Origin of the sequence: Nereida ignava (assembly GCF_001049735.1) — a bacterium.
Taxonomy (GTDB): domain Bacteria; phylum Pseudomonadota; class Alphaproteobacteria; order Rhodobacterales; family Rhodobacteraceae; genus Nereida; species Nereida ignava.
In genome coordinates, this window is record NZ_CVPC01000010.1 from 51754 (window position 1) to 70642 (window position 18889).

The window sequence follows — 18889 nt, forward strand, 5'->3', positions numbered from 1 at the left end:
TGATCAGTGAGTAATACCAAGTTTTTCCAAAACGGACGGTACCGCTTTTTTCATCGCGAAAAATCCTTTGGTTGCGTGAGGCCAAGCGATTGTATCGAACGAGCGGCGCACTTGAATAAGTTTAATACCCGCTGCTGTCAGATTAGGTTGTGCTTCTGCAAGTGCGGTCGCGGACGGCCCGATTGGCGCATATCCTGTAACCACCGTTTTTGTTTGGTGCCGCTCACAAGCCTCAATGATTTCGTTTGCCCATGCGTCCTGATTGATGATCACAGCGCCACCACAGGCGTCCTGCATCGCGCCTGACGCAAAGCGTTGCGCTAATTCTGCTATAGGCAAGGGTGATCTGCCTGTCGTTGCCAGCGCGCCTATCGTTGCCACAGGCGCATGAGGCAGCGCGTCTGCAATCTGCATATCATCTTCTGTGACCAACAACAGAAACTCATTCGGGGTATCTTTTGGCGGCACCGCATCCGGAAGCCTTTTGCGCAAATGATCGCTCTCATCGTCAATCGGCGTGACGTTCGTAATGATCTGGTGGGTCGGACAAAACCGTCTGTCGGTAAATTTGGAAATATTTGAAACACGCGCGATGTAGGGCCGCCCCTTAGTTTGAATGCCAGCAACCCAACGCCAAGCCAAAGTGTTCGATGCGGGATCGCCGTCTATCAAATGCCGCAAAAAGAAATCCGCGCCCAACTCCCAAGGCAGGCGCAAAGTGAAAATCCAAATTGACGCGAACCACATGCGCGCGTGGTTGTGCAGATAGCCGGTCGTACCCAGTTCTTCGGCCCATGCGTCAAAGCAATCAATTCCCGTCTCACCTGCAATCGCCTCGCCGTAATACGCGGCCAAACGCCGATCTTTTTCAAGGCTTTTTATCTGCCTGCGTAACCCCGCTTGGTACGCCGGCCAAACCGTCGGATGCTGTTCAAGCCATCCTTTGAAATAGGTTCGCCAAAAAACTTCATGCACAAACCGCTCAGCTTTTTTGAAATCATGCACGCGAAGTGCCACCTCCAAAACCTCGGTCTCCGTGATCAAGCGGTGTCTTATCCAAGGTGACAGCGCCGATACATTCGCGCGGTATTCCGGACCCAAATCATAGTTACGGCATCGATCGTAGACATCACCCGCACGTTCGCTGAAGGCTACCAGCCGCGCCAATCCTGCTTGCCGCGTTGGGGTAAAGTCTGGCTGCTCAAAACGCGCGGCCAACTCAGCGATCAGATCTTTTGTTTTCATGTTTTCGATCCCGCGCCGTTGAACGTAAAATGCTGCAAAAAACGCCCCACGCCGCTATCGTAATAGACGCTTATCAGGCCGCTTCATGGGACATGCAGTTAGCGGCAATTCCGCCTGCGTCGAGAGTAGATCAAACCAAAGTCAGATGTTGCCAAAGATTACGTCGCCCTAGCTTACCAAATAATTGAAAGGCATGGCATGACACAGATTGAACCAAAAACCGCTGACCTTGTGGCACACTATGCCGTGCTGACAAAGGAAACGATGCCAGAGTTGGCGCGGACAACACACCGCCATTGGCCCGTCAAAAACGATCACTGTTTTCAGCGTATTGTGCTGGATACCGTATGTGGTGGCGTCTGGTACGACCATTTGGCGCGCCCAGCCTACAAGCACTTAACCCGCGCACAAGCGCTGCAAGCCATAAGTCTATGCAGCGATATCATTGACGGAACGGCTGATCTGAATGCGTTGAACAAACAGTCCTTAGTTTGGCGCGGCAAGCTGAGTTAAGACCCGCGACACAAAAACCGCACCTGTTTTCAGCCCTCAGAAACTGCAGAAATGCGTGTCACCATCGTGACCTGTTGGGGCCTCAAAATCCCCCGCCTCCGGTATCCGCCCGAATGCGATTTTGCCGCCAACGTATCCGCCCGGAACAATGTCATGCACCCCGAGTGACAATGCTTTTCCGCCAAATCGTGACCGCATTTGATCCATCGTTTCACTAATCGTTTCCCACCGTGTGCGATCATCCGCATCGTTGGAAAGCGTATCAAACAGATCACCTGTTAAATCAGCTTCCGCGTCCAGCCCGTGCAGCATAACTGAGACAGCGTGGGGGCTGAATGGCATCGTCCGGCGCGCCTCAGCCAGACCTTGCGCAAGGGTTTTGCGAAAGCTGTGATCGTCACGCGATGGGGCAAATTGCCCTTCCCAATTCCAACGTTGCGCCTGCACGCTTTTTGCACGGGTTGAGCGCAAGCGTTGACTTCGCATGGAAAGGGTCAGCCTTGACGCGCGCAGATCTGTGCGCCGCAGCCGCCGCGCCGCACCTGCCAGTAATTGTCGTGTGCAATCTTCTACTTTGTCAGGGCTGCGCCATTCACGCGGCAGCACGCGGCTGTGTCCAAACATGCGCTTGCGTGTCGGGGCGCGCGGGGCGTGTGTGCCGTGCAGTTCTTGTAAAAACCGCTCACCTTCGACGTTGCCCCAAATTGCGCGCGCTTGTTTCGGCGCAAGGTGCCAAAGCCCCACAAAATCAGTAACGCCCGCTGCGGCCAGTCGGGTAATCATACCGTCACCGACACCCGGCAACTTGGTCAACTTCAGATCGGCCAGCGCATCAGGCAGCATATCCAAATCCAACAAGAGCGTGCCATTTGGTTTATGCCGCTCCGCTGCGATTTTTGCCAAAAGCTCTGTCGAGGCCATCCCAATTGAACACGTCAACACAGGGCTAAACTCCCGCGCCAAGGCTGCCTTAATTCTTGCCGCCAACGCCAAACACTGCCGCGCTTCACTTGGCAACAACGCGCAGACAACCTCATCAATTGATCTGACGTCTTGGATCGGCACAATAGTTTCGATCACCTCAAGAATGCGGTTGTGCAACCGCACATAAACATCCGGGCGCGCCACAACGAATATCATATCAGGCACCAAGGCCCGCGCATCGCGTGCTGCCATGTTGTTTTTTACGCCCATGGCCTTGGCCTCGCGACTGACTGCGATGCAGCCCGTATGAGCGGAATCCAACGCAACCACGCCAATAGGCTTACCGCGTAGTGCGGGGTTAAAATGCTGTTCGGCTGAAGCAAAAAAGCTGTCAAAATCCAGATATAGCCGCTCAGGAAGGCGCAGATTTTTTGACATTTTTAACCCTCCTTTCAAGCCGGCCACAGCCAAAGATAATACCCGTACTCGCATTGCCCAGTGGCCGGACGTTGCCCCGTCCTCTGATCCTGCTACCTGCACGTTACCGAAATGCTTTTGCGAGGTTCAAACCAGATATGCCAGCGACCAGCACAATTGAATTGCGCGATATGATTTTGCCTACACAGATTGGAACATACGGCCCTGATGATGTTGTGCCAGACCATCATTTGCTTGATCTGGCGTTATCCGTTGACGCAAGCCAAGTTCTGATCCCGAAGGATGATATGGCCCATGTGTTTGACTATGATCCGATGGTCGCAGCAATCCATGACGTGGCGGGTACCGGCCACCGTGCGACGCAGGAGTGGCTGATCACTGAGATTGCAGCGATTTGTGCATTCTACCCTGACATCAAAAGCGCCGAGATCTACCTGCGTAAATTTCCGGTATTTGAACAAAGCGGCACGCTTGGCTTGCGGCTTACCCTTAACGAAGATGATTTAGCGAATATTCGTAATTCAAAGTGACGGACCGGCGTTGAACGTTAGATCAATACTCAACAGTTGTTCAGAAAGAGAGGCTTCAAGTGGATATCGTAACTCTGTTGCTAAGTGCTGTTTTATTCGGCGGCATGACGTTTTTCAGTTTTGGCTTCGCACCGGTGCTCTTCAAACAGCTTCCAGTGGCCCAAGTGCGCCCACTTTTGCGTGGGACATTTTCATACTACTATTTGGTTATCATTGTGCTGTCCGCTCTGTGCACTGCGGCGGCATTCCTAAACTCGGGTATCGCCGCAGCTTTGCTCGCCGTTATTTGCCTAAGTACAGTCTATGCGCGCCAAATACTGATGCCCCAAATCAACGCGGCAACAGACCGTGATGATGAGGCTGCTTTCAAATGGCTGCACGGACTATCGGTTCTCATTCAGCTGGTCCAACTGGGGCTTGCGGGATGGGCGCTCGTGCTTCTCGGATCGTAAACTCATAGCCGCCACTCCCCCAAAGCCGTCGAAAGTTCACCGCCCGCCATGTCCAAGAAAACTCTTAACGCAGCTAATTTGACAGCACTCGGCGCTGATCGCCTTGCCGGGCTTTTAATGGAAGTCAGCACGGGAAGTGCGGATATCAAACGGCGACTGCGCATGGAGTTAAGCCATAACCTTGGCGCGTCTGAATTGGCCCATGACGTTCGCAAGCGCCTTGCCGCCATCCGCAAATCCAAAGCGCGCGTGAGTTGGCGCAAGCGCAAGTCCCTTGTGGCGGACCTCAATACACAAGTCGCAATGATCGTTGACAAAATCGCGCCGGATGACCCGGACACGGCGTTCGATCTTTTGTGGCAGTTCATCGAACTCGCGCCCTCGATCTATGCGCGGGCAGATGACCGTCGTGGTGATATTGCCACCGCATTTCACGAAGCTCTTCAACATTTCGAAGACATTGGCCCCCGCACACAGATGGACAACATAGCGCTTGCCGACCGTGTTTGGGCAGCAGTTTCTGATAATATCTACGGCGAGTGGGACGACATCATTGGCCTGCTCGCCGAGACATTGGGCACAGACGGTCTTGCCGCCCTCAAAGAACGGATCGTGCAATTTGCAGACACCTCCAGTGAACAAACCGCGCCTGATCACGAAGCATTTGCCTTTTTGTGTGACCTAAGAGGCGGCAGTGACTACCGCACGTCACAACGCAGGGCGCTTGTTCAGAAATCCCTCCAAGAAATTGCAGAACTTAGCGGTGACACAGAAGGGTATATTGCACAGTTCACAGCGGCAGACCTGCGGCGGAAATCCGTTGCAGCCGAAGTTGCGACCCTTAAAATTACCGACGGTCAGCCGGAAGAAGCGCTGGAAATCCTGACAAATGCCAACACCGAATTTGACCCGTCTGCTCAAGATGCTTGGGACAGCGCCTATATCGCAGCGTTGTTGAAACTGGACCGAAAGACAGATGCGCAGACACACCGATGGGCGTGTTTTGAGACGCGGCTCAGCGGTGACCATCTGCGCAACTTCATGAAGGCGCTGCCGGATTTTGACGATGTAGACGCCGAAGACCGCGCGAGACAGGTTGTGTTAGCTTACCCCGACGCCCCACACGCATTGCACTTCTGCCTAACCTGGCCCGATTTGCACACAGCAGCACAGTTAGTCATCGCGCGGGCGGATGAATTCGATGGCGACGACTATGAATTTTTGAACGTCGCAGCAGACACCTTGCATCAAAAGTACCCGTTAGCGGCCACAATATTGTTACGCGCAATGATCGATTTCGCACTCATTGAAGGCCGCACATCACGTTACGGTCACATCGCAAACCATTTACGTGATTGTGAAATGCTCAGCCACGACATCTCGGACTATGGTGATTTACCAACGCACGAAAGCTATGTCGCGACTTTGCGAACCGATCATTCAAGCAGATCGTCGTTCTGGGAGAAATACGAAGGCAGGTAGTGTGGCCCCGTGGCTAACCCGCTGGACCACCAGACCAAAGTTATACGCCAAAATTATATGAGGTATGGCGGAGACGAAGGGATTCGAACCCTCGAGACCCTTCCGGGCCTACTCCCTTAGCAGGGGAGCGCCTTCGACCACTCGGCCACGTCTCCGCTGACCGTCCTAGCGGCAGGGGGGTGGGGAAACAAGGGGTAATTGCCAGATTATTGTCGCGCCGTGCAGAATTTAATGGGCGCGGAGCACATGCTGCAATCTTGCCCTTATGATACTGCGTTTACGCTTTGACCCTACCTGCAAAAGCAAGCTACTTAGCCACAAGCAATTAACAGGATGTGTCATGATAATTTGTTGCGGCGAAGCGCTGATCGATATGGTTCCAGAAACGCTGGCAAGCGGCGAAAGCAGCTATGTGCCGCGCAGTGGTGGTGCAGTTTTCAACACGGCCGTCGCTATGGGCCGCCTCGGGATTGAATGTGCATTGGTGTCCGGCATTTCAAATGACCTGTTCGGCGAACAGTTGGTACAAGGCCTTGAACACAGCAATGTCGCAACCGATCACCTCATACGATCAGACCTACCCACGACTTTGGCGTTTGTGAAGCTGGTTAACGGTCATGCAAGCTACGCCTTTTACGACGAAAACACAGCTGGCCGGATGTTGACGCGTGCGGACGCTGTGACATTGCCCAAAGAATGCCACGCTCTGTATTTTGGGGGCATCAGCCTCGCCACCCTGCCCTGTCAGGAATTTTATCTTGAGACGCTGGCGCAAAACTCCGAAGGCCGCGTGGTCATGATTGACCCGAACATCCGGCCCGCATTTATTGCCGATGAGATGCAGTACCGCGCAGTTTTGACCGATGCTTTTGAACGGGTCGATATCGTGAAGGTGTCTGACGAAGATCTTGACTGGATCGACCAAAGTGACGCCACCCTTGAAGAAAAAGCGCGCGCGTTGCTCGGACGTGGTCCATCAGTTGTGATCATCACCCGAGGCGGAGATGGCGCGTTGATCTATCTCAAGGGGTCCGATGCACCTGTTACTGTCGCAGCACAAAAAGTCACCGTGGCCGATACTGTTGGCGCGGGGGACTCGTTCAACGCAGGTTTCTTGGCCAATCTTGAAGATAATGACCTGCTGACGCCTGAAAAAATTGCAAACCTATGCGCAGAGCAAGCACGCGAAGCTGCGCAGTTCGCCGCCTCAGTCGCGGCAATTACGGTAACGCGCCAAGGGGCAAACCCGCCTTGGCGCGATGAATTGACCGCTTAAGTGTTAAACAAGAAGTGAAGGACATCGCCGTCTTTGACGGTGTAGCCCTTCCCTTCAGCGCGCATCTTGCCCGCCTCTTTACAGGGCTGTTCCCCGCCCAAGGCGACAAAGTCTTCATAGGCGATTGTTTCTGCGCGAATGAACCCTTTCTCGAAGTCACCGTGGATAACGCCAGCGGCTTTGGGCGCTGATGTACCCGCTTTGATGGTCCAAGCGCGCGCTTCTTTTGGGCCGACTGTGAAATATGTCTCAAGGTGCAGTAACTCGTAGCCCGCGCGGATCAAACGGTCGAGACCCGCTTCGGCAAGCCCCATTTCGTCAAGGAACATCGCCGCTTCATCTGCGTCAAGCTGGCTGATTTCTTCCTCAATCTGGGCTGAAATAACAACATGGCTGTTACCTTGGGCAGCTGCCATTTCGGCCACTTTGGCAGAGTGGGCGTTGCCCTCAACACTCTCGGCCTCGCCCACATTGCACACATAAAGCACAGGTTTTGTGGTCAGCAACTGCAACAGCTTCCATGCTTTTGCATCGTCTTCATCCACCTCAACCACACGCAGTGGTTTCCCGTTTTCAAGACACTCTGCCGCGACTTTCAAAAGGCGCTCTTGCTGGACAGCTTCTTTATCACCGCCACGCACTTTTCGGGTAATGTTTTGTAGACGTTTCTCAATGCTTTCCATATCGGCAAGCATCAGTTCTGTCTCAATAGTTTCTGCATCCGCCACCGGATCAACGCGCCCTTCAACGTGGGTCACGTCACCGTCCTCAAAACAGCGCAGCACATGGGCAATCGCGTCAACTTCACGGATGTTGGCCAAGAACTGGTTGCCCAACCCCTCACCTTTTGAGGCGCCTTTCACCAAACCGGCGATGTCCACAAAGGTCATACGGGTCGGGATAATTTCCTTGGAACTGGCAATTGCGGCAAGCTTATCAAGGCGTGCATCGGGCACGCCAACTTCACCCACGTTCGGCTCAATCGTGCAAAACGGGAAGTTCGCAGCCTGAGCCGCAGCCGTTTTGGTCAACGCATTAAAAAGTGTGGATTTCCCGACGTTCGGCAATCCAACAATACCCATCTTAAAGCCCATAGCGGCGCTCCTCATGTCACAGTTGAAAGCGGCTTACCCCGCAAGCGGGCGCACTTCAAGCGTGCCGCCACGCTCCAATCTCAAGGCCATCAACTGTCCAGTCACCCACGCTATGACGCACAAGACGCAGACACGGCAAACCAACGTGAGCGGTCATGCGGCGTACTTGGCGATTGCGCCCTTCGGTGATGGTCAATTTGATCCACGTATCGGGTATCGATTTGCGTACACGGATCGGTGGCACACGGGGCCAGATTTCGGGCTCAAACACCTCAACTTTCGCCGGACGGGTCGGCCCGTCCTTCAGGGTGACACCGGCGCGCAAGGCATCAAGCTGTTCGGGCGTTGGCGTGCCCTCAACCTGTGCCCAGTATGTTTTGGGGGTCTTGCTGCGCGGCTGTGTCAAACGCGCCTGCAAACGCCCATCATCCGTCAGCACCATCAAACCCTCGCTATCACGGTCCAAACGGCCAGCAGGATAAACGGCGGGTACATCAATATAATCAGACAGAGTTGCACGCGGACTTGGGGACTTCAGGTCCGTAAACTGTGAAAGCACATCAAAAGGCTTATTAAACAAGATGATCGCCATGACATTTCCGCCGCGTTTCTGCTTGAGCTAAATCCGTTCCATACTTAGCTGCCCCGCCCCGTCAGCGAAAGCAACAATCGCTTGCCTGAGTTTGGCGCCGTTGGTAATCATTGTTTACCAATTTTACGCGGAGCGAGCTATGGCTGTGATCACCAACATCGGCGACCTGAAGAAAATCCACGAGCGCCGTGTGCCGCGCATGTTCTACGATTACGCTGAATCTGGCAGCTGGACCGAGCAAACGTTCCGCGAAAACACTACTGATTTTGACCAAATCCGCCTGCGCCAACGTGTGGCTGTTGATATGACAGGCCGCAGCACTTCAAGCACGATGGTAGGCCAGGATGTAGCTATGCCCGTCGCGCTTGCCCCCGTGGGTCTGACTGGCATGCAACACGCAGACGGCGAGATTAAAGCCGCCCGTGCTGCCGAAAAATTCGGCGTGCCATACACACTGTCGACGATGTCCATCAACAGCATCGAAGATGTCGCCGAGGCCACAACCGCGCCGTTTTGGTTCCAGCTTTATACGATGAAAGACGAGGACTATGTGGACCGGCTAATCGCCCGCGCGAATGCTGCAAAATGCTCGGCACTTGTGATTACCCTTGATCTGCAAATCTTGGGTCAGCGTCACAAGGACCTCAAAAACGGGCTATCTGCACCGCCCAAACTGACCGCCAAAACCATAGCGAACCTTGCGACCAAATGGGGCTGGGGTATTGAGATGCTAAGCGCCAAACGTCGTAACTTTGGCAATATCGTCGGGCACGTCGAAGGCATCAGCGATACGTCATCGCTCAGCTCGTGGACTGCCGAACAGTTTGATCCCGCACTAGACTGGTCAAAAGTCGCCAAGCTGATTGAAAAATGGGACGGCAAGACAATCCTGAAGGGTATTCTTGACGCAGAGGACGCCAAAATGGCCGTCAAAGTTGGGGCAGATGCAATCGTCGTTTCAAACCACGGCGGCCGTCAGCTTGATGGTGCGTTGTCCTCCATTCGTGTGCTTCCCAGCATCATGCAGGCCGTCGGCGGAGAGATCGAAGTGATGCTTGATAGCGGCATCCGCTCGGGTCAGGACGTGCTTAAAGCAATCGCGCTTGGCGCGTCAGGCACGATGATTGGACGGGCATATATTTATGGGCTCGGCGCAATGGGGCAGCAAGGCGTGACCATGGCACTGGACGTGATCCGCAAGGAACTAGACACCACCATGGCGCTATGCGGGCGGCGGACCATTGATGAGTTGGACCGCGATATCTTGCTTGTTCCCGAAGGCTTTGAAGGCGTTTGGCAACAAAACTGATCACTGGCCTAGCCCGTGCAAACGGGCTAGCTTTGCCACATGTTGATATTGTCCCAAAATGGTCTGGTCTATCTGGCAACGCCCAAAACGGGCTCAACCGCGGTTGAACAGACTTTGGGCAATCTCGCAGACATTCGGTTCAGCAGACGCCGCAAACACCAGAACGCACGCTTTTATCATAACCGCGTCGCACCCTTTTTGAAGGCCTCGCTCAACGAGACGAACGAAGTGATCGCCGTGATCCGCGAGCCGATGGACTGGCTGCGCAGTTGGTATCGGTACCGCGTGCGCCTGCCCAAAGATAACCCACGCTCGACCGATGGGGTATCGTTCCATGATTTTGCCAGCGCAGCTTTGCAAAACCCGCAACCGCCCCTCGGTGCCGTTGGCAGGCAGTTCAACTTCCTAAGCGCAGATGACGGGACCGTGCTTGTGGATCATCTTTTTGCCTACGAAGAACAGCCGGTTCTGCGACGGTTTCTAGATGAGCGTTTTGAGACCAGCTTGAATTTCCCAACTGTGAATGTGTCGCGTCCGCTACTGATTGAAGAAATACCCCAGACCGAGGCAGACGTGCGCGCAGCGTGGCCAGAGGATTTCGCCCTTTACGATCAGGTGATGGCAGCTGGTGGGCATCTGCGCTGCAGGTGAAACCTTTCCAGCAAGGCGTGATAACTCAGGCCTTAGGACCTTGCTGTTTGAGCATCATTGTTGCGGGCAAAATCATCAGCAAAAAGTATCCAACAGTAGCAAACGCCACCCGAAGCCCGTGATATTCGGCCAACAAGCCAATCACCGGCGGCCCAAGGAAAAATCCTGCAAAACCGATAATCGAAACGCGTGCGATCACCAAAGTTCGATCCGCAATACCAACGCGCTCACCGACAATATTGAGGGCCGTTGGGGCGATCACGGAAATTCCTAAGCCCAGAATGCCAAAGCCAACATAGGCCATGTTTGGGCTGGTCGCGGCTGCAGCCAACCACGCGCCGATAGCTGCGACCATCGATGCAGCCACGATGATTTTCATCCCGCTAACGCGCCCTGAAATCAAATGTCCGGAAAAGCGTCCAACAGCCATGGTCAGACCAAGCATCGCAGGCCCGAACGCCCCTTCGGCAGCGCCGCCGCCCAAGGTGCGCTCAACGTGCAGCGCCGACCATGCCTCGGACGCGCCTTCTGTTTCAAAGGCGATCAACACAATGATGCCGCCCCACACGATCACCCCAATTGGCAAACGTCCGCCTTTGGGTGCATCCGGTTCTGTCTCGGACGCCGTACGCATCGGCATCTTGATACACGCCGCGTAAACCACCACCGCAAGCAACGCGAAAACGACCCACGTCTGCCAATCCGCTTCGCGCGCGAAGCCTGTAACGATCGCGCCGCACGCATAGGCCAAAGAAAACCCAGCATGATTAAGGTTCATCAAAGAGCGCCCTGTGCGGGCCTCAGTCTCGGAAATGCGGGCGTTAATAACGATATCCGCAAGACCCGAGGCAAAGGCCACCACAAACATAACAGTCGTAAAGCCCACTGCCGTGCTCACCGTCCCAAGGCCCAGATATGCGGTCGCCAAAGCAGCAATTGCGGCTGGCATCGCAAAGCGGCGCAAGCGGCGATCAAGTCTTGGGGCAGCGGCCATCGCAGCCAAAAGCCCCAATGCAGCACATGAAATTATCAATCCAAACGTCGCATCGCTTACATCAATTTGGGCTTTCACACGCGGAATAAAAGCTGCAAACGCACCCCACAAAATACCCATTGAGCCAAAGCCAAGCAGCGTCTTGCGGCTGTCGTATATGTCACGGTACACTTTCATTGCGCAAAGCGTTCGCACGAGTTCCTCTTGCACACAAGCGATCACTGGGCGCGCGTCCCAAAAACCCTTTGACTTTCACCCAGATTCGCCGCAAAAGCGCCACTTCATCGGGCACCGCACCCTTGGAGGCGGGCCCCTTTATTTATTGGAGAAATATCATGGCAGGTCAGATCCCAGATCTTATCGTCCAGAACCGCGCGGGGACAGGCAAGGGGGCCGCTCGCGCTGCACGTCGTGCAGGTTTGGTTCCGGGCATCGTTTTCGGCGGCGACACAGACCCAGTTGCAATTCAAATCCCATTCAACGAGCTGTTGAAGAAGTTGAAAGCCGGTCGCTTTAAGTCGACGCTTTTCAACCTCAAGTGCGAAGGCCAAGAAGACGTTCGCGTTATCTGCCGTGACGTACAGCGTGACGTTATCAAAGACCTGCCGACACACGTCGACTTCATGCGTCTTAAGCGTACCACAAAGATTGCTCTCTACATCCCAGTGAAATTCGAAAACGAAGACACATGTAAAGGCATCAAAAAAGGTGGCGTGCTTACAGTTGTGCGCCCTGAAGTTGAACTGGTTGTTACTGCTGGTGATATCCCTGAGAGCATCACTGCAGACATCAGCAACATGGAAATTGGCGATACGCTGACAATCTCGCAGATCACTCTGCCAGAAGGTTGCAAAGCAACAATCGACCGTGACTTTGTGATTGCAAACATCCAAGCGCCATCCGGTCTTGCTTCATCTTCCGATGACGATGCTGAAGGCGGCGAAGAAGGCGAAGAGGCAGCAGCAGAATAATCTGCAGCGCTCTTGCGAACCTACACGAAGGGCCATGCAATTACTGCGTGGCCCTTTTGTTTTGTGCAGAGCTTGGGCTAAAACAGCGCAACAACAGTGATCAAAGGCGCCCCTTATGAAACTCTTTGCAGGCCTCGGAAACCCTGGGCAGAAATATGCCAAGAACCGCCACAACATTGGCTTCATGGCGCTTGAGCAGATCGCTTCGGACCACGGCTTTGGTCCATGGAAAGCAAAGTTTCAGGGCCAGATCAGTGAGGGTCGGTTGGGCAGAGAGAAGGTTCTGCTTCTTAAACCTGAGACATTCATGAACAACTCAGGACAATCGTTGCGTGCGGCGCTAGACTTTTACAAACTCGACAGCACGGACGTGATCGTCTTTCATGACGAAATTGACCTCGCCCCTGCTAAAGTACGCGTCAAAACGGGCGGCGGCCATGCTGGCCATAATGGTCTGCGCTCAATCCATGCGCATATTTCTCCCAACTACGACCGTGTGCGGCTTGGTGTGGGGCATCCCGGGCACAAAGACAAAGTGCCCTCTTATGTCTTGAACGACTTCGCAAAGGCAGACCAAAACTGGCTTGATGACGTGCTGCGCGGCATCGGTGACGGGGCTGCACATCTTGCTGAAGGCGACACCGCGAAATTTCTAAACGCCGTGGCCTTACGCGCGGCCCCCGCCCGACCATCGACCGGCACCAAAGGCCCAAATGCCAAAATCGCCTCTGCCGCCGAGCCAACACCCCCAAAGGAAGATGACCGTACGGCAATGCAAAAGCTGATGGACAAGTTCCGCTAGCAGCACACGGCCTGTTGCGGTTACGCTTGGTGGATAAACGGAGTTTGGGAGGGCGCTGCTTATGAAACGATTTATCCGCATCGTGATTGTTGTTTGGCTCGGGGTGGGCGCGGTTGCACTTTATCATCAAGACCGCATCGCGCGCTTGCTGGCTGTTAATTCGCTGTTTGATGCGGACCGGATTACACACAACTTTTCCAACATGGACGCTGCCTTTTTGCACGAAGAGGTTTCACGTGGTGATGGCCCAGTATCGGAGTTGCCCAAAGGTGCGCCTTTAAGGCTAACACCTGAGCAACAAGACTGGGTCGAGCAGGCGGATGTTACCGCGATAGTCGTGCTGCAAAACGGCAAGCTGCGCCACGAAAGTTACTACAGAGACACCACCGCAGAAGATCGACGGATCAGCTGGTCCGTGGCTAAGTCGTTCATATCTGTGCTTATGGGCATCGCACTTGATGAAGGCGCGATCGACAGTATCGATGATCCCGTCACTAAATATGCACCTTCCCTTATGGACAGTGCCTATGCGGGGGCCAGCATCGAAGATGTGCTGTTGATGTCAAGTGGCGTGACTTTTGATGAGGACTACCTCGACCCGTCGAGCGACATCAACAAAATGGGCCGTGTTTTGGCGTTGGGCCGGTCAATGGATGCGTTCACCGCTGATCTAACAGAAACCTTCCAACCCGCCGGTAGTGCTTGGCAGTACGTCAGCATCGACACCCATGTTTTGGGGATGGTCCTGCGCGGCGCAACTGGCAAAAGCATCCCTGTCCTGCTGTCAGAAAAAGTTATTGCCCCACTCGGGCTTGAGGCGTCGCCTTATTATGTCACTGACGGCTATGGGACTGCGTTTGTATTAGGCGGTCTGAACATGCGCACACGGGACTACGCACGCTTTGGCCAGATGGTATTGCAGGATGGCAGATACAACGGACACCAAATTGTACCGGCGGAGTGGCTGCGCCAATCAACTATGCCGCTTGCCAAGACAAAAGCTGGCGCCATTCAATACGGCTATCAATGGTGGATCCCCGCCGACGCCCAAGAAGGTGAATTCATGGCTCGTGGCATTTACGGTCAATACATCTACATCAACCGTAACACACAAACCGTGATCGCGCTGAACGGCGCGCACCGCGGTTTTCGTGAAGAAGGTGTGTTTGATCGAAACATGGCCGTGCTCCGGCAGTTGGCCACCCAATAAGAGGCGCTTCATGCAAAAAGACGATAGCATCAACGTGCGCGGAACCGAACTGGTGATCTGCGGCACCGACCCCGTGACTGGCTTTTTCCGCGATGGCTTTTGCAACACCTGTGACGCCGATCAAGGCAGCCACACAGTCTGCGCAGTCATGACTGACGAATTCCTCGCCTTTTCCAAATACGTCGGGAACGATCTTAGCACTCCGCGCCCGCAATACGGGTTCGTGGGCTTGAAAGCAGGTGACAGTTGGTGCCTATGCGCGACGCGCTTTTTGCAAGCCCACCACGAAGGTTGCGCTCCCAAAGTCCATCTTGAGGCGACCCATCAGCGCGCGTTGAAAATCGTTCCTATAGAGGTATTGGAAGAGAACGCTGTCTGACACGCGTAGCTTCAGGATATTCCGCCGTTGGCGGCCTCAGCAAAGGCCGTCATTAGCTCGCTGTCTTTAACGCCAACACTTGCCTCAACCCCTGAGGATACATCTAGCTGACGCGCGCCTGTCATGGCCACGGCCTCAGCCGCGTTATCCGGGGTCAGCCCACCGGCCAGCATCCACGGTACGGGCCAAGATTTACCCGCAATCAAACGCCAATCAAACGAGAGACCGTTACCACCGGGTAGGTCGGCGTTTTTGGGTGGCTTAGCATCAATCAAAAGCTGATCAGCGGCCATCGCATAGGCATCTAGCGCAGGCAGATCATCCGCATCCGCCACGCCAACAGCTTTCATAACCGGCAGGCCGTAGCGTGTGCGTACTTCGCGCACCCGCTCGACACTCTCCGCGCCGTGCAGCTGCAGCATATCCAAGGGCACAGCCTCAACAATTGCGTCCAGCTCAGCATCACTCGCGTTTACAACCAAGGCAACCTTCGCAATCCCAACGGGCACCGTAACGGCCAAAGCTGCGGCTTGTTCAATGCTCACGTTGCGGGGGCTTTTGGGGAAAAAGACAAAGCCAACATACGCCGCACCAGCATCGGCCGCAGCAGTAACGTCTTCGGGGCGGCTTAAACCGCAAAATTTTGTTCGGATCAAAGGTGCCATCGGTTAGCTGGCATCATCAAGCAATGCGAGGACCTCATCTTTGCCCTCGTTTTGTTTCCCTTTTAGGCGGCGCACTTCACGCTCAAGAGACTTCAGCTCGCGTTCCGTCGTGGCTTTGGCTGCGCGGATCTTATGCTCGCGCATCCACTCCCACACAAAACCCAGCAAAACGCCGGCTGCAATACCACCAAAAATCACAAGAAATAGGGGGAGATCAACTGAGCGCGCCAATAGCGGTACACCGATTAATTCGGCCAGTTCTTGTGGCAGAATGCGCAATGTCACCACACCTCGGTTCGCAAGGGCGACCACAATCAACACAACCGCGATCGAACCAATAATGCCATACCGAATGTAGCGCATACTTTGCTCCTTAACTCTGCAACAGCGCCGCGGTTAGTCGTTCAAACGCTCACGCAACAGCTTACCGGTCTTAAAGAACGGAACGTGCTTTTCGTCAACCGAAACAGCCTCGCCCGTACGCGGGTTTCGGCCTTGGCGTGCATCGCGTTTCTTGACGGAAAACGCCCCAAAACCACGCAGCTCAACTCGGTCACCCCGAGACATGGCATCAATGATTTCTTCAAAGATCGTATTCACGATTTTCTCAACGTCGCGCTGGTAAAGGTGCGGATTTTCATCAGCAATCTTTTGGATCAGTTCGCTCCGGATCATGTCGCGGCCCCCTTAGTCTACTTACTCACGCCTAAACGTTTGAACATTAGGCGGAGAAAATCACTAGAAAACAAGCCGTTGCAGCATCAAGCATGCAATTTAGGTTAAATTTGACAGGTTTTTACGCACCAAACGACAAAAGAAGGCACGTATTTCGGATCAGCTTGGCTCAAACCCAATCACCACCGCAAATCAGTAGTTCCCCGATTCGAGACAAAAAAGGCCCCGCATGATCATCACGCGGGGCCTTTACTAGCAAATTAGAAGCGGCGGATTAGTCGTCAGACTTAAGCGCTGCGCCCAAGATATCGCCAAGCGATGCACCGGAATCCGAAGAACCGTACTGCTCAACTGCTTCTTTTTCTTCGGCAATCTCGCGTGCTTTGATCGACAGACCCAAGCGACGTGTTTTCGCATCCATGTTTGTTACGCGTGCGTCAACTTTGTCACCAACGCTGAAGCGCTCTGGACGTTGCTCGGCACGGTCACGTGACAGATCAGAGCGACGGATAAAGGCTTTCATACCTTCGTAAGTCACTTCGATGCCGCCGTCTTCGATGGAGGTCACTTCAACAGTTACAACTGCACCGCGTGATACGCCGCCAACTGCTTCCGCGAATTTGTCACCGCCAAGCGCTTTTACAGACAAGCTGATGCGCTCTTTCTCAACGTCGACTTCAGTAACAACAGCCTGAACTGTGTCGCCTTTTTGGTAATCGCCAATCACGTCTTCGCCGCGGCCTTCCCATGTCAAATCTGACAAGTGAACCATGCCGTCGATGTCGCCTTCGAGACCGATGAACAGACCGAATTCGGTGATGTTTTTGACGTCGCCTTCGACTTCTGTGCCAACTGGGAATTGCTCAGCAAATACTTCCCATGGGTTGCGCTGTGTTTGCTTGAGGCCAAGTGACACACGGCGTTTTGCACCGTCGATTTCCAGAACCATGACTTCGACTTCTTGGCTGGTGGAAACGATTTTGCCTGGGTGTACGTTCTTTTTGGTCCAAGACATTTCAGACACGTGAACGAGACCTTCAACACCTGGCTCCAGCTCAACAAACGAACCGTAGTCCGTGATGTTGGTAACGCGACCAGTGTGCACAGAATCCAGTGGGTATTTCGCCGCAACGATATCCCATGGGTCTTCTTGCAACTGCTTCATGCCGAGGCTGATGCGGTGTGTTTCTTTGTTGATCTTGATGACCTGAACTTTGATCGTTTCGCCAATCGTCAGGATTTCTGACGGGTGGTTAACGCGGCGCCATGCCATGTCAGTAACGTGCAACAGACCGTCAACACCGCCCAGATCAACGAACGCACCGTATTCGGTGATGTTCTTGACCACACCGTCAACAGTTTGGCCTTCAGCCAAGTTACCGATGACTTCAGCACGCTGTTCGGCACGTGATTCTTCGAGGATCGCACGGCGCGATACAACGATGTTACCACGGCGGCGGTCCATCTTGAGAATTTGGAACGGCTGCTTGAGACCCATCAACGGGCCAGCATCACGTACGGGGCGTACGTCAACTTGTGAGCCTGGCAAGAACGCAACTGCGCCGCCAAGGTCCACAGTGAAGCCGCCTTTGACGCGACCAAAGATAGCACCTTCGACGCGCTCTTCTGCTGCGTATGCTTTTTCCAGACGGTCCCATGCTTCTTCGCGGCGGGCCATCTCGCGTGAGATAACTGCTTCGCCACGGGCGTTCTCAGCAGAGCGCAAGAAGACTTCTACTTCGTCGCCAACTGCGATTTCGGGAGCTTCGCCTGGGTTTGCGAATTCTTTAAGTTCAACGCGGCCTTCCATTTTGTAGCCTACGTCGATGATGGCTTGGCCTGCTTCAATCGCGATGACCTTACCTTTTACGACTGTTCCCTCATCGGGAGTGTCCATCTCGAAGCTTTCGTTCAAGAGTGCTTCAAACTCTTCCATTGTGTTAGCCATGTGGCGTTAACGTCCTTTTTAAAAGTTTTCTGGCCGTGCGGTTGTCTCCGCCGGTCTTTGGATGAATTTGGCCAAATCCTCAAAACAGCTGGCCCACGAAAACATCAGGGCCGGTACAAACCGACCCTGCTCAAATCTCATGTCCGCATCTGTTCCGACGCTTTAACAAGCGCGCGTATAAGCAAGATTCCCTTGCTAATCAAGGGCTGCTTGCCCTGGCTTCCCGTGCGCACCAAAGAGCTGATCTTCGATGACATCCGTGGGTAGCAATGAGGCGACGATCTCAAGCATCGCAATTTTCGGCCCCAGCGTTGTTTGCTCGACCCAGAATTCACATTTCGCCTTGCCCAAGGCTGTATCATCGGGTGCAAAAAAGTCTGTCTCAAGAGAAACCGCGGTCCGCGTGTCTGTTTCAGCAGCTTGGTGAAATATCTGTGCGTCATGACGAAACGGCCCCAATTTCGCGTAAGCCGCTTGGAACGTTTCGATCATATTGCGCGTTTCAGCATGCGAGTTGTTCACCCGCATCGCGCCATTGTGAAACATCGCATTAGGCAATTTAAGGAAGTCAGCGGCCGTACAGGCATCGCCAGAGTAGAGGGCAGCACAAAAGCCGCGCATAAAAGCATCCATTGGGCATCTCGTTTTGATAGGCAGTGAACTAATTAGTGCTGCCCGCCCACTCTGCTTGGCGCGAGCGTCAAGGTTAAGGCACCCTATGATAGCAGTTTGAAACTAA

21 protein-coding genes and 1 tRNA gene are annotated in these 18889 nt (G+C 54.1%); 11 read left to right on the forward strand and 11 right to left on the reverse strand.

Annotated features, from left to right (window positions below; all coding sequences use genetic code 11):
- Positions 1 to 3: 3 nt before the first annotated feature.
- The gene (locus NIG5292_RS09625; RefSeq protein WP_048599325.1) at positions 4 to 1245 is read right to left on the reverse strand and encodes an FAD-binding domain-containing protein; all 1242 of its coding nucleotides are present in this window, start codon (positions 1243 to 1245) and stop codon (positions 4 to 6) included.
- A 198-nt stretch (positions 1246 to 1443) separates the two neighbouring features.
- Here NIG5292_RS09625 and NIG5292_RS09630 point away from each other — a divergent pair, with 198 nt between their 5' ends.
- Complete coding sequence (locus tag NIG5292_RS09630) at positions 1444 to 1758, forward strand: hypothetical protein (protein WP_048599326.1); 315 nt, start codon at positions 1444 to 1446, stop codon at positions 1756 to 1758.
- Between the two features lie 36 nt (positions 1759 to 1794).
- On the opposite strand, the gene NIG5292_RS09635 is transcribed toward NIG5292_RS09630, so the two are convergent.
- Positions 1795 to 3120 (reverse strand): Y-family DNA polymerase, encoded by a 1326-nt coding sequence (locus tag NIG5292_RS09635; RefSeq protein WP_048599327.1) that lies wholly within the window; start codon positions 3118 to 3120, stop codon positions 1795 to 1797.
- Between the two features lie 137 nt (positions 3121 to 3257).
- On the opposite strand from NIG5292_RS09635, the gene NIG5292_RS09640 reads away from it, so the two are divergent.
- From NIG5292_RS09640 to NIG5292_RS09650, 3 genes are read left to right on the forward strand one after another with little or no spacing between them, the layout of a single operon-like run.
- Positions 3258 to 3650 (forward strand): dihydroneopterin aldolase, encoded by a 393-nt coding sequence (locus NIG5292_RS09640; protein ID WP_048599328.1) that lies wholly within the window; start codon positions 3258 to 3260, stop codon positions 3648 to 3650.
- A 59-nt stretch (positions 3651 to 3709) separates the two neighbouring features.
- Complete coding sequence (locus NIG5292_RS09645) at positions 3710 to 4102, forward strand: DUF4149 domain-containing protein (protein ID WP_074842138.1); 393 nt, start codon at positions 3710 to 3712, stop codon at positions 4100 to 4102.
- 48 nt (positions 4103 to 4150) lie between these two features.
- Positions 4151 to 5584 carry a DUF6880 family protein gene (locus NIG5292_RS09650; protein WP_048599329.1) on the forward strand — a complete coding sequence of 478 codons (1434 nt, stop codon included), beginning with the start codon at positions 4151 to 4153 and terminating at the stop codon, positions 5582 to 5584.
- A 65-nt stretch (positions 5585 to 5649) separates the two neighbouring features.
- Here the strand turns inward: NIG5292_RS09650 and NIG5292_RS09655 are convergent.
- Positions 5650 to 5739 (reverse strand) — tRNA-Ser (locus tag NIG5292_RS09655).
- A 185-nt stretch (positions 5740 to 5924) separates the two neighbouring features.
- Here NIG5292_RS09655 and NIG5292_RS09660 point away from each other — a divergent pair.
- The gene (locus NIG5292_RS09660; protein WP_048599330.1) at positions 5925 to 6860 is read left to right on the forward strand and encodes a carbohydrate kinase family protein; all 936 of its coding nucleotides are present in this window, start codon (positions 5925 to 5927) and stop codon (positions 6858 to 6860) included.
- Here the strand turns inward: NIG5292_RS09660 and ychF are convergent.
- The gene (ychF, locus tag NIG5292_RS09665; RefSeq protein ID WP_048599331.1) at positions 6857 to 7954 is read right to left on the reverse strand and encodes a redox-regulated ATPase YchF; all 1098 of its coding nucleotides are present in this window, start codon (positions 7952 to 7954) and stop codon (positions 6857 to 6859) included. The genes NIG5292_RS09660 and ychF overlap by 4 nt on opposite strands.
- Before the next feature lie 55 nt (positions 7955 to 8009).
- Positions 8010 to 8546, reverse strand: coding sequence for a pseudouridine synthase (locus NIG5292_RS09670; RefSeq protein WP_048599332.1), 537 nt, complete (start codon positions 8544 to 8546; stop codon positions 8010 to 8012).
- A gap of 139 nt (positions 8547 to 8685) precedes the next feature.
- Here NIG5292_RS09670 and NIG5292_RS09675 point away from each other — a divergent pair, with 139 nt between their 5' ends.
- Complete coding sequence (locus NIG5292_RS09675) at positions 8686 to 9855, forward strand: alpha-hydroxy acid oxidase (protein WP_048599333.1); 1170 nt, start codon at positions 8686 to 8688, stop codon at positions 9853 to 9855.
- A gap of 39 nt (positions 9856 to 9894) precedes the next feature.
- Positions 9895 to 10506, forward strand: coding sequence for a sulfotransferase family 2 domain-containing protein (locus NIG5292_RS09680; RefSeq protein WP_048599334.1), 612 nt, complete (start codon positions 9895 to 9897; stop codon positions 10504 to 10506).
- A gap of 25 nt (positions 10507 to 10531) precedes the next feature.
- Here the strand turns inward: NIG5292_RS09680 and NIG5292_RS09685 are convergent, their stop codons facing one another.
- On the reverse strand, positions 10532 to 11677 hold the full coding sequence (locus NIG5292_RS09685; RefSeq protein ID WP_048599335.1) for an MFS transporter: 1146 nt from the start codon (positions 11675 to 11677) through the stop codon (positions 10532 to 10534).
- 158 nt (positions 11678 to 11835) lie between these two features.
- On the opposite strand from NIG5292_RS09685, the gene NIG5292_RS09690 reads away from it, so the two are divergent.
- The 4 genes from NIG5292_RS09690 (at position 11836) to NIG5292_RS09705 (ending at position 14862) form a co-directional block, all read left to right on the forward strand.
- A complete protein-coding gene (locus NIG5292_RS09690; protein ID WP_048599370.1) occupies positions 11836 to 12471 on the forward strand; it encodes a 50S ribosomal protein L25/general stress protein Ctc in 636 nt (211 codons plus the stop codon).
- A 115-nt stretch (positions 12472 to 12586) separates the two neighbouring features.
- Entirely contained in the window at positions 12587 to 13273 is a 687-nt protein-coding gene (pth, locus tag NIG5292_RS09695) for an aminoacyl-tRNA hydrolase (RefSeq protein ID WP_048599336.1), read from the forward strand.
- A gap of 61 nt (positions 13274 to 13334) precedes the next feature.
- Positions 13335 to 14483: a serine hydrolase domain-containing protein gene (locus tag NIG5292_RS09700; protein WP_048599337.1), complete on the forward strand. Its 1149-nt coding sequence runs from the start codon at positions 13335 to 13337 to the stop codon at positions 14481 to 14483.
- Between the two features lie 10 nt (positions 14484 to 14493).
- Positions 14494 to 14862 carry a DUF2237 family protein gene (locus NIG5292_RS09705; protein ID WP_048599338.1) on the forward strand — a complete coding sequence of 123 codons (369 nt, stop codon included), beginning with the start codon at positions 14494 to 14496 and terminating at the stop codon, positions 14860 to 14862.
- A gap of 11 nt (positions 14863 to 14873) precedes the next feature.
- Here the strand turns inward: NIG5292_RS09705 and NIG5292_RS09710 are convergent, their stop codons facing one another.
- From NIG5292_RS09710 to NIG5292_RS09730, 5 genes are all read right to left on the reverse strand, one after another.
- A complete protein-coding gene (locus NIG5292_RS09710) occupies positions 14874 to 15527 on the reverse strand; it encodes a phosphoribosylanthranilate isomerase (RefSeq protein ID WP_048599339.1) in 654 nt (217 codons plus the stop codon).
- Positions 15528 to 15530: 3 nt separating this feature from the next.
- Positions 15531 to 15890 carry a lipopolysaccharide assembly protein LapA domain-containing protein gene (locus NIG5292_RS09715; protein ID WP_048599340.1) on the reverse strand — a complete coding sequence of 120 codons (360 nt, stop codon included), beginning with the start codon at positions 15888 to 15890 and terminating at the stop codon, positions 15531 to 15533.
- Between the two features lie 33 nt (positions 15891 to 15923).
- Positions 15924 to 16202, reverse strand: a complete 279-nt coding sequence (ihfB, locus tag NIG5292_RS09720; protein WP_048599341.1) for an integration host factor subunit beta — start codon at positions 16200 to 16202, stop codon at positions 15924 to 15926.
- 274 nt (positions 16203 to 16476) lie between these two features.
- On the reverse strand, positions 16477 to 18150 hold the full coding sequence (gene rpsA, locus NIG5292_RS09725) for a 30S ribosomal protein S1 (RefSeq protein ID WP_048599342.1): 1674 nt from the start codon (positions 18148 to 18150) through the stop codon (positions 16477 to 16479).
- Between the two features lie 195 nt (positions 18151 to 18345).
- A complete protein-coding gene (locus tag NIG5292_RS09730) occupies positions 18346 to 18783 on the reverse strand; it encodes a hypothetical protein (RefSeq protein ID WP_048599343.1) in 438 nt (145 codons plus the stop codon).
- Positions 18784 to 18889: the final 106 nt, after the last annotated feature.

Bases quoted from the DNA above. Each gene is read 5' to 3' on its own strand.
- NIG5292_RS09625 (WP_048599325.1), bottom strand. From the start codon at position 1,245: ATGAAAACAAAAGATCTGATCGCTGAGTTGGCCGCGCGTTTTGAGCAG.
- NIG5292_RS09630 (WP_048599326.1), top strand. From the start codon at position 1,444: ATGACACAGATTGAACCAAAAACCGCTGACCTTGTGGCACACTATGCC.
- NIG5292_RS09635 (WP_048599327.1), bottom strand. From the start codon at position 3,120: ATGTCAAAAAATCTGCGCCTTCCTGAGCGGCTATATCTGGATTTTGAC.
- NIG5292_RS09640 (WP_048599328.1), top strand. From the start codon at position 3,258: ATGCCAGCGACCAGCACAATTGAATTGCGCGATATGATTTTGCCTACA.
- NIG5292_RS09650 (WP_048599329.1), top strand. From the start codon at position 4,151: ATGTCCAAGAAAACTCTTAACGCAGCTAATTTGACAGCACTCGGCGCT.
- NIG5292_RS09660 (WP_048599330.1), top strand. From the start codon at position 5,925: ATGATAATTTGTTGCGGCGAAGCGCTGATCGATATGGTTCCAGAAACG.
- ychF (WP_048599331.1), bottom strand. From the start codon at position 7,954: ATGGGCTTTAAGATGGGTATTGTTGGATTGCCGAACGTCGGGAAATCC.
- NIG5292_RS09670 (WP_048599332.1), bottom strand. From the start codon at position 8,546: ATGGCGATCATCTTGTTTAATAAGCCTTTTGATGTGCTTTCACAGTTT.
- NIG5292_RS09675 (WP_048599333.1), top strand. From the start codon at position 8,686: ATGGCTGTGATCACCAACATCGGCGACCTGAAGAAAATCCACGAGCGC.
- NIG5292_RS09680 (WP_048599334.1), top strand. From the start codon at position 9,895: ATGTTGATATTGTCCCAAAATGGTCTGGTCTATCTGGCAACGCCCAAA.
- NIG5292_RS09685 (WP_048599335.1), bottom strand. From the start codon at position 11,677: ATGAAAGTGTACCGTGACATATACGACAGCCGCAAGACGCTGCTTGGC.
- NIG5292_RS09690 (WP_048599370.1), top strand. From the start codon at position 11,836: ATGGCAGGTCAGATCCCAGATCTTATCGTCCAGAACCGCGCGGGGACA.
- pth (WP_048599336.1), top strand. From the start codon at position 12,587: ATGAAACTCTTTGCAGGCCTCGGAAACCCTGGGCAGAAATATGCCAAG.
- NIG5292_RS09700 (WP_048599337.1), top strand. From the start codon at position 13,335: ATGAAACGATTTATCCGCATCGTGATTGTTGTTTGGCTCGGGGTGGGC.
- NIG5292_RS09705 (WP_048599338.1), top strand. From the start codon at position 14,494: ATGCAAAAAGACGATAGCATCAACGTGCGCGGAACCGAACTGGTGATC.
- NIG5292_RS09710 (WP_048599339.1), bottom strand. From the start codon at position 15,527: ATGGCACCTTTGATCCGAACAAAATTTTGCGGTTTAAGCCGCCCCGAA.
- NIG5292_RS09715 (WP_048599340.1), bottom strand. From the start codon at position 15,890: ATGCGCTACATTCGGTATGGCATTATTGGTTCGATCGCGGTTGTGTTG.
- ihfB (WP_048599341.1), bottom strand. From the start codon at position 16,202: ATGATCCGGAGCGAACTGATCCAAAAGATTGCTGATGAAAATCCGCAC.
- rpsA (WP_048599342.1), bottom strand. From the start codon at position 18,150: ATGGCTAACACAATGGAAGAGTTTGAAGCACTCTTGAACGAAAGCTTC.
- NIG5292_RS09730 (WP_048599343.1), bottom strand. From the start codon at position 18,783: ATGGATGCTTTTATGCGCGGCTTTTGTGCTGCCCTCTACTCTGGCGAT.